Origin of the sequence: Burkholderia paludis, assembly GCF_000732615.1 — a bacterium.
Lineage (GTDB): Bacteria > Pseudomonadota > Gammaproteobacteria > Burkholderiales > Burkholderiaceae > Burkholderia > Burkholderia paludis.
Genome location: NZ_JPGL01000054.1, coordinates 1 through 12695 on the forward strand (window position 1 = coordinate 1; position 12695 = coordinate 12695).

10 protein-coding genes are annotated in these 12695 nt (G+C 68.0%); 3 read left to right on the forward strand and 7 right to left on the reverse strand.

Annotation, left to right across the window (positions count from 1 at the left end; all coding sequences use genetic code 11):
• Positions 1-25: 25 nt before the first annotated feature.
• The 3 genes from ceoB to GQ56_RS0127875 are packed head-to-tail and all read right to left on the reverse strand — an operon-like array spanning position 26 to position 5382.
• Positions 26-3226, reverse strand: coding sequence for a multidrug efflux RND transporter permease subunit CeoB (gene ceoB / locus GQ56_RS0127865; RefSeq protein WP_031401781.1), 3201 nt, complete (start codon positions 3224-3226; stop codon positions 26-28).
• A gap of 45 nt (positions 3227-3271) precedes the next feature.
• Positions 3272-4489, reverse strand: coding sequence for a multidrug efflux RND transporter periplasmic adaptor subunit CeoA (gene ceoA, locus GQ56_RS0127870; protein ID WP_031401782.1), 1218 nt, complete (start codon positions 4487-4489; stop codon positions 3272-3274).
• A gap of 32 nt (positions 4490-4521) precedes the next feature.
• Positions 4522-5382, reverse strand: a complete 861-nt coding sequence (locus tag GQ56_RS0127875) for an alpha/beta hydrolase (protein ID WP_031401783.1) — start codon at positions 5380-5382, stop codon at positions 4522-4524.
• Positions 5383-5606: 224 nt separating this feature from the next.
• Here GQ56_RS0127875 and ceoR point away from each other — a divergent pair, with 224 nt between their 5' ends.
• Both ceoR and GQ56_RS0127885 read left to right on the forward strand, forming a co-directional pair.
• Positions 5607-6611: a putative multidrug efflux transcriptional regulator CeoR gene (gene ceoR / locus GQ56_RS0127880; RefSeq protein WP_031401784.1), complete on the forward strand. Its 1005-nt coding sequence runs from the start codon at positions 5607-5609 to the stop codon at positions 6609-6611.
• 393 nt (positions 6612-7004) lie between these two features.
• Positions 7005-7298 (forward strand): DUF4148 domain-containing protein, encoded by a 294-nt coding sequence (locus tag GQ56_RS0127885; RefSeq protein ID WP_027790465.1) that lies wholly within the window; start codon positions 7005-7007, stop codon positions 7296-7298.
• A gap of 206 nt (positions 7299-7504) precedes the next feature.
• Here GQ56_RS0127885 and GQ56_RS0127895 read toward each other — a convergent pair whose 3' ends face one another.
• The 3 genes from GQ56_RS0127895 to selD all read right to left on the reverse strand — a co-directional run bounded on the left by GQ56_RS0127895 (position 7505) and on the right by selD (position 10565).
• Positions 7505-8572 carry a purine-nucleoside phosphorylase gene (locus tag GQ56_RS0127895; protein WP_031401785.1) on the reverse strand — a complete coding sequence of 356 codons (1068 nt, stop codon included), beginning with the start codon at positions 8570-8572 and terminating at the stop codon, positions 7505-7507.
• A 273-nt stretch (positions 8573-8845) separates the two neighbouring features.
• A complete protein-coding gene (locus GQ56_RS0127900; protein WP_031401786.1) occupies positions 8846-9436 on the reverse strand; it encodes a LysE family translocator in 591 nt (196 codons plus the stop codon).
• 64 nt (positions 9437-9500) lie between these two features.
• Positions 9501-10565 carry a selenide, water dikinase SelD gene (selD, locus tag GQ56_RS0127905; RefSeq protein ID WP_031401787.1) on the reverse strand — a complete coding sequence of 355 codons (1065 nt, stop codon included), beginning with the start codon at positions 10563-10565 and terminating at the stop codon, positions 9501-9503.
• A gap of 110 nt (positions 10566-10675) precedes the next feature.
• Between selD and GQ56_RS0127910 the strand changes: the two genes are divergently transcribed.
• Entirely contained in the window at positions 10676-11512 is an 837-nt protein-coding gene (locus GQ56_RS0127910; RefSeq protein ID WP_031401788.1) for a DMT family transporter, read from the forward strand.
• 26 nt (positions 11513-11538) lie between these two features.
• On the opposite strand, the gene GQ56_RS0127915 is transcribed toward GQ56_RS0127910, so the two are convergent.
• Complete coding sequence (locus GQ56_RS0127915) at positions 11539-12642, reverse strand: porin (protein ID WP_031401789.1); 1104 nt, start codon at positions 12640-12642, stop codon at positions 11539-11541.
• Positions 12643-12695 lie beyond the last annotated feature (53 nt).

Here is a 12695-nt window from a genome sequence, read left to right on the forward strand (position 1 = left end):
GTGCATGTTGTCCATCTTGTTATCCTCAAGCATCCGAAGCCGGTACGCCCTGGGCCGGCACGCCGTAGCCGGCCGAGTCCTTGCCGGCGACGTGGATCTTGCCGCCCGCCAGCGTACGCAACACGACGTAGAACACCGGCGTCAGCATCAGCCCGAACAGCGTCACGCCGAGCATCCCGAAGAACACCGCGACCCCCATCGCATGACGCATCTCCGAACCCGCACCGGTCGACGTGACGAGCGGCACGACGCCCATGATGAACGCGATCGACGTCATCAGGATCGGGCGCAGCCGCAACCGGCTCGCCTCGATCGCGGCCTCGAGCGGCGTCCTGCCGTCGTGTTCGAGTTCGCGCGCGAATTCGACGATCAGGATCGCGTTCTTCGCGGACAGCCCCACCAGCACCATCAGGCCGATCTGCGTGAAGATGTTGTTGTCGCCCTGCGTGAGCCACACGCCCGTGAGCGCCGACAGGATGCTCATCGGCACGATCAGGATCACCGCGAGCGGCAGCGTCAGGCTTTCGTACAGCGCCGCGAGCACGAGGAACACGAGCAGCACGCTGATCGGGAACACATACATCGCCGAATCGCCCGCAAGGATCTGCTGGTACGTGAGGTCGGTCCACTCGAAGCGCACGCCGCGCGGCAGCGTTTCATGCGCGATGCGCTCGATCGCGGCCTGCGCCTGGCCCGACGAGAAGCCCGGCGCCGGGCCGCCGTTGATGTCGGCCGCCGTGTAGCCGTTGTAGCGCACGACCATTTCCGGGCCGAACGTCGGCGTCACCGTGACGAGCGACGACAGCGGCACCATCTCGCCCTTGTCGTTGCGCGTCTTCAACTGCAGGATGTCGTCCGCGCGCTGGCGGAACGGTGCATCGGCCTGCACGCGCACCTGGTACACGCGCCCGAAGCGGTTGAAGTCGTTCACGTACAGCGAGCCTAGATACACCTGCATCGTGTTGAACACGTCGGTGACGGGCACGCCGAGCTGCTTCGCCTTCACGCGGTCGAGATCGACGTTGAGCTGCGGCACGTTGATCTGGTAGCTCGTGAACAACGGGCCGAGTTCAGGCGCCTGCTGCGCGCGCTTGATGAAGTCGTTGGACGCATCCGCGAGCCGTGCATAACCGACCGCGCCGCGATCCTCGATCTGCATCTTGAACCCGCCGAGCGTACCGAGGCCGAGCACCGGCGGCGGCGGGAACACCGCGACGAACGAGTCCTTCATCGCGCTGTATTGCTGGTTCAGCGCACCCGCGATCGCGCCCGCCGACAGCGCCTTGCCATGCCGTTCCGAGAACGGCTTCAGCGTGACGAACACGATGCCCGCGCTCGAGCTGTTCGTGAAGCCGTTCACCGACAGCCCCGGGAACGCAACCGCGCTCTCGACGCCCGGCTGCTTCAGCGCGATCGAGCCCATGTCGCGGATCACCTTCTCGGTGCGGTCGAGCGATGCACCGTTCGGCAGCTGCGCGAACGCGATCAGGTATTCCTTGTCCTGCGCGGGCACGAAGCCGCCCGGCACCACCTTCGACACGAGCACGGTCGCGCCCACCAGCACGAGGTACACGCCCAGCATCAGCGTCTTGCGCGACAGCACGCCGCGCACGCCGCGGCCGTAGTTCTCCGCGCCGCGATGGAACACCTTGTTGAAGCCGCGGAAGAAGCCGCCGAGCACGCGGTTCATCACGCGCGTGAGCCAATCTTCCTTGTCGCCATGGCCCTTCAGCAGGATCGCGGACAGCGCCGGCGACAGCGTCAGCGAGTTGAACGCCGAGATCACCGTCGAGATCGCGATGGTCATCGCGAACTGCTTGTAGAACTGACCGGTCAGGCCCGACATGAACGCGAGCGGCACGAACACGGCGACGAGCGTCAGCGCGATCGCGATGATCGGCCCGCTCACTTCCTGCATCGCCTTGTAGGTCGCCTGTCGCGCGTTCATCCCGCTTTCGATGTTGCGCTCGACGTTCTCGACCACCACGATCGCATCGTCGACCACGATCCCGATCGCGAGCACCATCCCGAACAGCGACAACGCGTTGATCGAATAGCCGAACGCCAGCAGCAGCGAGAACGTGCCGATGATCGACACCGGCACCGCGATCAGCGGAATCAGCGACGCGCGCCAGGTCTGCAGGAACACGATCACGACGATCACGACCAGCGCGATCGCCTCGAGCAGCGTGTGCACGACCGCCTTGATCGACGAACGCACGAACTGCGTCGGGTCGTAGACGATCTTGTAGTCGACGCCCGCCGGCATGTCCTGCTTCAGCTCGGCCATCGTCTTGCGCACTTCGTCGGAGATCTGCAGCGAGTTTGCGCCCGGCGACTGGTTGATCGCCATCGCGACGGCCGGCTTGTTGTCGAGCAGCGAGCGCAGCCCGTACTCGGATGCGTCGAGCTGGATCCGCGCGATGTCGCGCAGGCGCGTGACGCCGCCGTCCGGCGTCGTCTTCACGACGATGTCGCCGAACTCGTCTTCCGTCTGCAGGCGGCCGCGCGCGTTCACCGACAGCTGCAGCGGCGTGCCGGGCAGCGACGGCGACGCGCCGATCACGCCGGCCGCGACCTGCACGTTCTGTTCGCGGATCGCCTGCACGACGTCCTCGGCGGACAGCCCGCGCTGCGCGACCTTCTGCGGATCGAGCCAGACGCGCATCGCGTAGTCGCCCGATCCCCACAGCTGCACCTGGCCGACGCCCTGGATCCGCGACAGGCGATCCTTCACGTTGATCAGCGCGTAGTTGCGCAGGTAGGTCATGTCGTAGCGGTTGTCCGGCGAGATCAGGTGGACCACCATCGTCAGCGTCGGCGAGCTTTTCACCGTCGTGATGCCGAGCCGCTGCACGTCTTCCGGCAGGCGCGGCAGCGCCTGGTTCACGCGGTTCTGCACGAGCTGCGTGGCCTTGTCCGGATCGGTGCCGAGCTTGAACGTGACGGTGATCGTCATGTTGCCGTCGCTGTTCGCCTGCGACTGCATGTAGAGCATGTCCTCGACGCCGTTGATCTGCTCCTCGAGCGGCGACGCGACCGTCTCGGCGATCACTTTCGGGTTCGCGCCCGGATACTGCGCCTTCACGATCACGGAAGGCGGCACGACCTCCGGATATTCCGAGATCGGCAGCAGGAACATCGCGATCACCCCGCCGAGCAGGATGATCACCGATAGGACTCCTGCGAAGATGGGCCGGTCGATAAAGAATTTGGATATGTTCATGGATTGCTCTGTCTGGTTGAACGCGGATGCGAAGCGGCGTGCCGCTTACGAATCCGCCTTCGCCGATGCGGCCGGCTTCGCGTTGCTCGCGAGCGGCTCGGACGGCGCATCGCCGCCCGTCATCGGGACCATGTGCGGCTTCACCTGTTCGCCGGGGCGCACGCGCTGCGTACCGTTCACGACGACGCGATCGCCCGCCGACAGCCCGCTCACGATCACGCGCCGGTTGCCGTGCTGCATCCCCTGCTGCACCTCGCGATACGACACGCGGCCCTGCGCATCGACGACGAACACGAACTTCTTGTCCTGGTCGGTGTTGATCGCCGCGTCGTCGACCAGCAGCGCCTCGTGCGGCGCGCTGCCGCCCACCTTCACGCGTGCGTAGAGGCCCGGGACCAGCGTGCCGTCCGCGTTGTCGAAGCGCGCGCGCACGCGGATCGTGCCCGACGACGTGTCGAGCCGGTTGTCGACCGAATCGATCTCGCCGCTGCGCGAGTAGCCCGTCTCGTTCGCGAGGCCCAGCTCGACCGGTACCTTGCGGCCGTTGCGTGCGCCGTTGATGTACTGCAGGTAGGTCTGCTCGTCGGCGTCGAACGATGCGTAGATCGGCGACACCGACACGAGCGTCGTCAGCGGTGCGGCCGACGCACCGGCCGACACGACGTTGCCGAGCGTGATTTCCGCGCGCGATACGCGGCCCGACACCGGCGCGGTGATCCGCGTATAGCCGAGGTTGATGCGCGCCGTTTCCAGCGCGGCTTCGGCGGCCTTCAGGTTCGCCGTCGCCTCGCGGGCCGCGTTCTGCTTCTCGTCGTAGTCGCGCTTCGCGATCGCGTTGTCGCCGATCAGCCGCTGCGCGCGCTGCCAGTCGGTCTGCGCATAGCCGTTGCGCGCCTGCGCGGCGGCAAGCTGCGCGGCCGCCCGGTCGGTTTCCGCCTGGTACGGGCGCGGGTCGATCACGAACAGCACGTCGCCCTTCTTCACGAGCGCGCCGTCCTTGAAGTTCACCGCGACGATCGTGCCCGACACCTGCGGGCGCACGTCGACCTTCTCGACCGCTTCGAGGCGGCCCGAGTAGCTTTGCCAGTCGGTCACGGTTTGCGGCACGACGGTCGCGACGTCGACTTCGGGCAGCGGTGCGGCCGCCTTGTCGGGTGCGTTGGCGTTCACGCGCATCGCGCCGAACGTGCCGAGGCCGACGACGGCGAGCGTCACGATCGCCGCCGTCGCGATTCGGGAACGGGAGGTGCGTAGGATGGCCATGTGGATCTCCGGTAAGCGTGGATTGGTTCTGATTATTCGGAACGGGCCGGCTGGCGCGCCTGGAAGCGGCACTGGAAGAAGCGCACGGCTTCCTCGAACGCGGCTTCGTGCGTGGCGAGCGCGGCGTGCGTGATGTCCGGATAGCGGATCACCTGCGTGAGCACGCCCGACGAGATCAGGCAGCCCGCATATTTCTCCGCCTCGACGTGCAGCACGTCGTTCTGCGCCGTGACCACGAGCGTCGGCGGCAGCCCCGCGAGGCGCACCGATTCGAGCGGCGCCGCGTACGGGTGCATGCGCTGCGCCGCCTGCGGCAGATACGCGCGATAACAGGCCGCGCATTCGCGCGGTGTGATGTCGGACGCAAGACGCTCGGCGTCGCCCATGCGCGTCATGCTCGGGTCGAGCATCGGTCCGAACAGCGCCTGCGCGGCGATCGACACTTCGCCGCGATCGCGCGCGATGAACGCGAGGCAGTTGGCGAGCTGGCCGCCCGCGTCGTGGCCCGCGACACCGAGCTTCTTCGGGTTGCCGCCGAACGCGCGGGCGCGCGTCGCGACCCATACGGCCGCGCGATACGCATCCTCCGGCGCGGCCGGAAAAGGAAAGGCCGGCGCGAGCGAATAGTCGACCGACACGACGAGCGCCGGTAAGCGTTCTGCTAAATAACGCGCGGCGAAATCGGCGTCCTCGAGCGAACCGCGCACGAAGCCGCCGCCGTGAAAATAAAGCACTACTGGCAACCCGGTCTTGTCCGGCCGCCGGTAGAGGCGCAGCACGATGTCCTGCGCGTAGCCGGGAATTTCCACTTCCGCGACCGTCAGCGCCGCGCCCGCCGTGGCTTGCGCGGGCAGTGCGGCCTTCAGGAATTTGCTGAATTCAGAAGCGTCCATGACGATGCAGCATCCATTTCGAGATGGAACGAATTCTGGGTCCGGCAGACATCGGGATAAATGCCTATAATCCGGCAACACAATTCAACGCCCCCGAACAATCCGAGGCTGCGTTTACCCACGAGGTAGCGCAGCCTTGTCGTTCCGGGGGCTCATCGGGCCTGCTGCCTGCGGCGTTCACACGCGCCCCATCGGCTGGCGGGCCCCAGATTGCGGAGGTTGCGATGGACCGGCTTCAGGCCATGCAGGTGTTTACTCGCGTCGTCGATACGAGCAGCTTCACCAAGGCGGCGGAAACGCTCGGCTTGCCGCGGGCGTCCGTCACGACGATCATCCAGAATCTCGAAGCATTCCTCGGCGTGCGGCTGATGCACCGGACCACGCGCCGGCTGTCGCTCACCCCGGACGGCGCGGCGTACTACGAACGATGCGTGCGGATCCTCGCGGACGTCGAGGAAACCGAAGCGAGCTTCCAGGCCAACAACCGGAAGCCGCACGGAAAGTTGCGTATCGACATGCCGGGCTCGATCGGGCGGCTGCTCGTGATTCCGTCGCTGTGCGAATTTCATACGCGCTACCCGGACATCGACCTGCAGCTCGGCCTGTCCGACCGGCCGGTCGACCTGCTGCAGGAAGGCGTCGACTGCGTGATCCGCGTCGGCGCGCTGCAGGATTCGTCGCTGGTCGCGCGGCGGGTCGGCCTGTTCGAATGCGTGACGGTTGCCGCGCCGAACTATCTCGAGCGCTACGGCGAGCCGCAGACGATCGACGACCTGAGCCAGCACAAGGCCGTCAACTATTTCTCGAGCCGCACCGGCCGCACGATCGACTGGACCTTCCTGATCGAAGGCCAGGAAGTCGAGATGAAGATGGAAGGCATCGTGTCGGTGAACGATGCGGATGCGTACGTGACCTGCGGGCTCGAAGGCTTCGGACTGGTTCAGCCGCCGCTGTTCATGGTGCTGCCGCACCTGCGCGAAGGCCGCCTCAAGGAAGTGCTGCCCGGCGTCAGGCCGCTGCCGATGCCGATCTCGGTGGTGTACCCGCACAGCCGCCACCTGTCGCCGAAGGTCCGCGTGTTCGTCGACTGGGTCGCCGAGGTGTTCGACCGCTGTCCGCTGCTGAGCGGCAAGGGCAGCCTCGACGCGACGTGCAGCAAGCGCACGTTCGAGGAAGCCGAACGCGCGCCGGTGCTCGACACGCCGGTCATCAACGAGTGGGTCGCCTGACCGTCTGAACCGCACGCGCGGGCTGCGAGGCCCGCGCGTCGTCCCGCCTTCGCGCCGCGCTCCCGCACCGCGCACCCGATCGTTCCCGAATCCGCAGCAATCCTTTGTGCCGCGCGCGACAGTCGCGCGCGGGCGTCGTCGCGTCTCGCCGCGGCTGCCCGAGAGGCCCGCCGCAGGCGGGTCCGGGCGATTCCGGAATCACCCTGCCGGCCGTGCGGATGTCGATTGTTCCTTTGCGACGACAAATCAATTCGCGTCTGCCGCATTTATCGCGACGGAGCAGATACCTAGAGTAAACCCTGTCGCGCACCTCGTTGCGCATCGAACGGACCCGCCTGACGGGGCCGGAGCCGGCGCCCAGGCGCTCGCTCGTATCGACACAGGAGTCTTGCCATGAACCGCCGCCATCTTCTCTCCGCCCTCGCGCTCACCCTCGCCGTATCCGCACCGGCCTTCGCCGATTCGGGCACGCCGCATGCCGGCGACTACGGCAACACGTCGTGGTACTCGCAGCACTACGGCCCGCGTACGCGCGCCGAAGTCAGCGCCGAAGTCGAGCAGGCGCGCAAGGACGGCACGCTCGCCTACCTGCGCAAGGCGAATTCGTACCCGCAAGGGCTCGAACTGGCGCAAGGGCCGTATCGCTCGATGCCGGAAAGCAACCAGCTCGCCGGCGGAGGCCGGTAAACGTACAACGCCGCGCGGCGGGTTGCCCCGCGCGCGGCGTCCCGACACCCCCTCGACGGCCCGTCGAGTCAGTCAGTTGCAGGAGTACATCATGAACGACCCGCTTCCTTCGCCGCTCGATCACTGGGACGACACCACGCCGGTGTGGACGCCGTTCCGTTCGGCGCCGCACGCGCATTGAGCGCCGGCCGGGGTGTCGCCCGGCCTCAACGGCGCGGCACGCCGTCGCGCCATTCGCCCCAGTGCGTCACGATGTCCTGCACGAGCGGATTGCCCGCGCGGTACAGGTTTTCGGTCGCCGGCGCGAAGCCGCCCTGGTCCGCGTAGTTCAGCAGGTTGTCGGCGCTCGTCTGCCCCGCATACGGCCGGTCGAAATCGGACCCGGTGCGCAGCACCGCCACACGCGACAGGTCGACCCGCTTCACGCTCGCCGCGCGCTTGAGCGCTTCGTACGTCGCGTTGTCTTCCTGCGCGGTCATGCAGTAGGTGCCCTTGCCGTCGGTCAGGATCTTCGTCCACTGGCGCGCGCGCTCGCCGATCAGCGTGCCCGAGAACCACGTGTTGCCCGACGACGTGTCGCACTGGATCACCGTCGGCGGCCGGTTGGCCGGCGCATACGTGAACTTCGCGCGCGCGGCCTGCGCCTGTGCGCTGTCGGCGAGCACGACGTTGCGCGACAGCGCGTACGCGGCGTCGGTCAGTTGCGGGTTGAGCTGGAACACTTCGGTGCGATAGTCGAGCGGCGGCTTGTCGTTCGGGCTCTTCGTGTTGATGCCGAGATAGCCCGTATTCCAGCCGGCCGGAATCTCGCGCGCATCGAGCTCCCACTGCAGGCTGAAATCGACGAGGTACTTCGACCACGCGGCCGACCCGACGGTACCTTGCGCCGGGTCGACGCCCGCGATGCCGGAAACCAGGAAGTACGTGCGGCGCAGATCGAAGCGCTGCGAGAACGTGAGCGCCATGATCGTCGCGGACGCGTTCGCGTAGCCCATGCCGGTCGTCACCACGCACACGTCCTGCTTGTTGCAGTGAACGTTCGGGTAATCGGGCGACAGGCCCGGCACGGCGATGTCGCGCCACGGACCGAGCCGGTCGAGCCATGCCTGGCCCTCCGGCCCGAACATCGTGACGATCATGACCTTGACCGGGCGGCCCTGTGCACCGGTCTCGGCGAATGCATTGTTGCCCTGGCTGTCCTGCGCGATCGACGGTGCGGTTGCGCAGGCCGCGAGCGAGAATGCGGCGGCGGAAAGGATGGAGCGAGTCAGCATCGGCGTTCCTTGTTTCGATGATGTTGGGTGAGAACGGCTCTCGGAGACTGCGCGACGGAGTATAGAACGGGCATGCGCAATGCGGAACCCGACTACGAAACGGCCGCGGGCATTCCGGTGCGGATCGGGCGATCCGGGCGCGCGACGAACGCGGCATCCGCCCGCGCAACATGATCAGGAATGCTATCCGGTCGACCCGCACGCGCATCGCGCCCGCACGCGCATCGCGCCCGCACGCGCATCGCGCCCGCACGCGCATCGGCCGGCTGACCGCTACAGCCGAGCCAGGCCCGCCACCCCGTAACCGAGCACGACCAGCGCCGCGACCACGTGGCTCGCCGCCAGCAGCCCCGGCGACTTCACGATCCGGCCGATCGCGCTCCCGCCGAACGCAAACACGAGCTGCCCCGTCAGGCTGCCGGCAAACACGCAAGCGGCGCCGAGCAGCCAGTGCCGATGCGCGCCGGCGGCGGCCGTCGCATAGCCGTAGAACAACAGGATCGTCAGCGGATTCGCCAGCGTGACGAAGAACATCGACACAAACGGTCGGCTGCCCGGCGGCCGCGCATCGCCGTCGAGCGTGCGGCGGCGATCCCGCACGGCCTGCCACAGCATCCGCGCGCCCATCGCGAGCAACACGAGCGCGCCGACCAGGCGGAACAGCGGCAGATGCGCGGCGAGCGTACCGGCGAGCATCGCACCGAGCGTGAAAGCGACGAGCGCGTAGCAGCCGTCGGCCGTCGCGACGCCGACCGCCGCGCACACGCCGCTTGCGGTGCCGGCGCGCATGCCGTAGTTCGCGATCAGCAGCGCCACGGGCCCGACCGACAGCGCGATCGTCAGCCCGAACAGGAAGTCGTTCATCGGTCGCCGATGCCTTCGATGACGGAAGGCATCGACCCTGGCAACCGCAAACGACGAGCCTCCGTCATGCGACGTCGACGCGGGCGGGCCCGTCCGCCATCTCGCCGATCACCACCGCGCGGTCGAAACCGTCGGCACGGAAACACGCGAGCACCTCGTCGACGGCTTCGGGTGCGCACGCAACCAGCAGGCCGCCGGAGGTCTGCGGATCGGTCAGCAGCGCCTGCGCGACGGGCGGCAGCGTGTCGGCCAGCCGTACGTCGGCGCCGTATGCGGCCCAGTTGCGGCCCGACGCGCCGGTCAGCACGCCGTCGGCGACGAACGCCTCGACGCCCGCGAGCCACGGCAGCGATGCGTAGTGCACGCGCGCGGTGAGCTGCGCGCCGCGCGCCAGTTCGAGCGTATGGCCGAGCAGCCCGAAGCCCGTGACGTCGGTCAGCGCATGCACGCCCGGCAGCGCGGCGAGCTCGGCGCCCGGCCGGTTCAGCTGGGTGGCGGTCGCGACCATCTGTGCGTAACCGGCATCGTCGAGCCGGTTCTTCTTCAGCGCGGCCGACAGCACGCCGACGCCGAGCGGCTTGCCGAGCACGAGCACGTCGCCCGCGCGCGCGGCCGCATTGCGCTTCACGCGCGACGGATGCACGACGCCGATCGCCGCGAGCCCGTAGATCGGTTCGACCGAGTCGATCGAATGGCCGCCCGCGACCGGAATGCCCGCCTCCGCGCACACCGATTCGCCGCCGCGCAGCACGGCCGCGATCGTCTCGTGCGGCAGCACGTTGATCGGCATGCCGACCAGCGCGAGCGCGAGGATCGGCTTGCCGCCCATCGCATAGACGTCGGACAGCGCGTTGGTGGCCGCGATGCGGCCGAAGTCGAACGGATCGTCGACGATCGGCATGAAGAAGTCGGTGGTCGCGACGATCGCCTGCTCGTCGTTGAGGCGGTAGACGGCCGCGTCGTCGGACGTCTCGGTGCCGACCAGCAGATCCGGGAACAGCGCGGGCGGCGTCGCGCGCTTCAGCAGCTCGGACAGCACGCCCGGCGCGATCTTGCAGCCGCAGCCGCCGCCGTGCGACAGGCTCGTGAGACGCGGAACGGCGGGCTGGGATGGGGTGGCTTCGGTCATCGTCGGCATCCGGTGAATAACAACACGCCATTATCGACAATTCCGCGCGAGCGCGCGCAATCCCGACATAATGACGGCGCCCCTGACCCTGCCCGTCACGCCCTTCTCCCATGGACCACCTCTTCATCGGCCTCGTGCTGTGCTCCGCCCTGCTGCACGCCATCTGGAACGCCTTCCTCCACGTCAGCGAAGACCGGCTCGTGCAGCTCGGCACGATGTCGCTGCCGTATTTCGCGTTCGGCGCCGTCGGCGCCGCGCTGCTGCCCGCGCCGGCGCCCGCGTCGTGGCCGTACATTGCCGCGTCGGCCGCGCTCGAGGTCGGGTACTGCTTCACGCTGGCGCGCGCGTACCGCAGCGGCGAGTTCGGGCAGATCTATCCGATCGCGCGCGGGATGTCGCCGCTGCTCGTGTCGATCCTCGCGTTCGCGATCCTGCACGAGCAGCCGACGCCGTTCGGCTTCGCGGGCATCGCGATGGTGTCGTTCGGCATCATGTCGCTCGCGCTGCGGCGCGGCTTCCGGTTCTCCGGGGAAGGCGTGCCCTACGCGCTGCTCACCGGCGTGTTCATCGCCGCGTACTCGATCTGCGACGGGATCGGCTCGCGCATGTCGGGCAGCGTGCTCGGCTACATCGCATGGGTGTTCCTGCTGTGGAGCATTCCGCAGATGGTGCTGGTGTGCGCGCTGCGCGGCGGCCCGCGCGTCGTGCTCGGCTCGCGCGCCGGGCTGCGGCAGGGGGCGATCGCCGGCACGCTCTCGCTCGCCGCCTATGGCACCGCGATCCTCGCGTACCGTCACCTGCCGGTCGCGACCGTGTCGGCGCTGCGCGAGACCAGCTCGATCTTCGCGGTGCTGATCGGCTGGCTCGCGATGCGCGAGCGGCCCGGCGCGAAACGGCTCGTCGCGTGCGCGCTGGTCGTCACCGGCGCGGTGCTGATCCGGATGTAACCGCCGCGCGCACGCCGCGACACGCGTCAGAACTTGTGGCGGATGCCCGTCACCGCGACGATCTGCGTGCGCGTGCTCGACGGATTCGAGATCCCCTCGATCGCGGCCACCGCGTTCGCCGAGGCGCGCTGGTAGAACGCGTTCACGTAGACGTCGGTGCGCTTCGACAGGAAATACTGCGCACCGACGCTCGTCTGCAGGTAGTGGGAACTCGGCTTCGGCCCCTGTGACGCGAGCACCTGCGTATAGGTTTCGCCGAGCGCGAACTGCAGCGCGGGCGTCATCAGGTAGCGCACGCTGCCCTCGTAGTTGTTGAAGCGCATCGCGCCGCCCGTCTGCAGGTTGAACAGCGAGCTCGTGTACAGCAGCCCGAACGTCGCGGCGCCCCACGCATACGCGCCGCCCGCGCCCCAGATCTGCTGGCGCGTCACGCCCTTGATGAACGTGTAATAGTTGTCCGACGCGACCGCGCCGGTCGTGTCGAGCGCCGGATGGTCGACGCGCACATAGGCCGCGCCGAGTTGCAGCGGCCCGTTCTCGTAACTCGTGCCGAGACTCCACACGCGGTTTTGCGCGAACGACGTCGAATTCGAGAAGCCGTACAGGCCGACCGCGTGCAGGCCGTACCAGGTGGGCGTCTGGTACTGCACCGAGTTGTTGGTGCGGAACGTGTTGTTCAGGTCGTCGGTGTCGAACGGATGCAGCGCGTACTGCGTGAGCGCGGTGGTCGCGCCGATCTGCAGCGGCTCCAGCACTTCCTGCGCGGCGTTGTACTGGCGGCCCATCGTCAGCGTGCCCCAGCGGTCGTCTTCCAGCCCCACGTACGCGCGGCGCCCGAACAGCCGGCCGCCCTGGCTCGCGGCGCCGCTCTCGATGTTGAAGCCGTTCTCGAGCCGGAACACCGCGCGCGTGCCGCCGCCGAGTTCCTCCTTGCCGAGCAGCCCCCAGCGCGTGCCCTGCTCGTTGCCGCCGGTCGCCTGCCACGCCGCGTGCCCGTTCTGGTTGTTCGTGTAGGTGATCCCCGAATCGACCACGCCGTACAGCGTCACGCTCGACTGCGCCTGCGCATGCGTCGCACCCGCCGCCATTGCGATACCCGCCAGCGCGACCGCCATCCCTTTCCGCTTCATCTCCAGCCCCTTTTTTGTCGATTGAATATGGGGAGCGATTTATTTCGCCCCGC

Coding starts and splice junctions, on each gene's coding strand:
- ceoB (WP_031401781.1), bottom strand. CDS start 3,226: ATGAACATATCCAAATTCTTTATCGACCGGCCCATCTTCGCAGGAGTC.
- ceoA (WP_031401782.1), bottom strand. CDS start 4,489: ATGGCCATCCTACGCACCTCCCGTTCCCGAATCGCGACGGCGGCGATC.
- GQ56_RS0127875 (WP_031401783.1), bottom strand. CDS start 5,382: ATGGACGCTTCTGAATTCAGCAAATTCCTGAAGGCCGCACTGCCCGCG.
- ceoR (WP_031401784.1), top strand. CDS start 5,607: ATGGACCGGCTTCAGGCCATGCAGGTGTTTACTCGCGTCGTCGATACG.
- GQ56_RS0127885 (WP_027790465.1), top strand. CDS start 7,005: ATGAACCGCCGCCATCTTCTCTCCGCCCTCGCGCTCACCCTCGCCGTA.
- GQ56_RS0127895 (WP_031401785.1), bottom strand. CDS start 8,572: ATGCTGACTCGCTCCATCCTTTCCGCCGCCGCATTCTCGCTCGCGGCC.
- GQ56_RS0127900 (WP_031401786.1), bottom strand. CDS start 9,436: ATGAACGACTTCCTGTTCGGGCTGACGATCGCGCTGTCGGTCGGGCCC.
- selD (WP_031401787.1), bottom strand. CDS start 10,565: ATGACCGAAGCCACCCCATCCCAGCCCGCCGTTCCGCGTCTCACGAGC.
- GQ56_RS0127910 (WP_031401788.1), top strand. CDS start 10,676: ATGGACCACCTCTTCATCGGCCTCGTGCTGTGCTCCGCCCTGCTGCAC.
- GQ56_RS0127915 (WP_031401789.1), bottom strand. CDS start 12,642: ATGAAGCGGAAAGGGATGGCGGTCGCGCTGGCGGGTATCGCAATGGCG.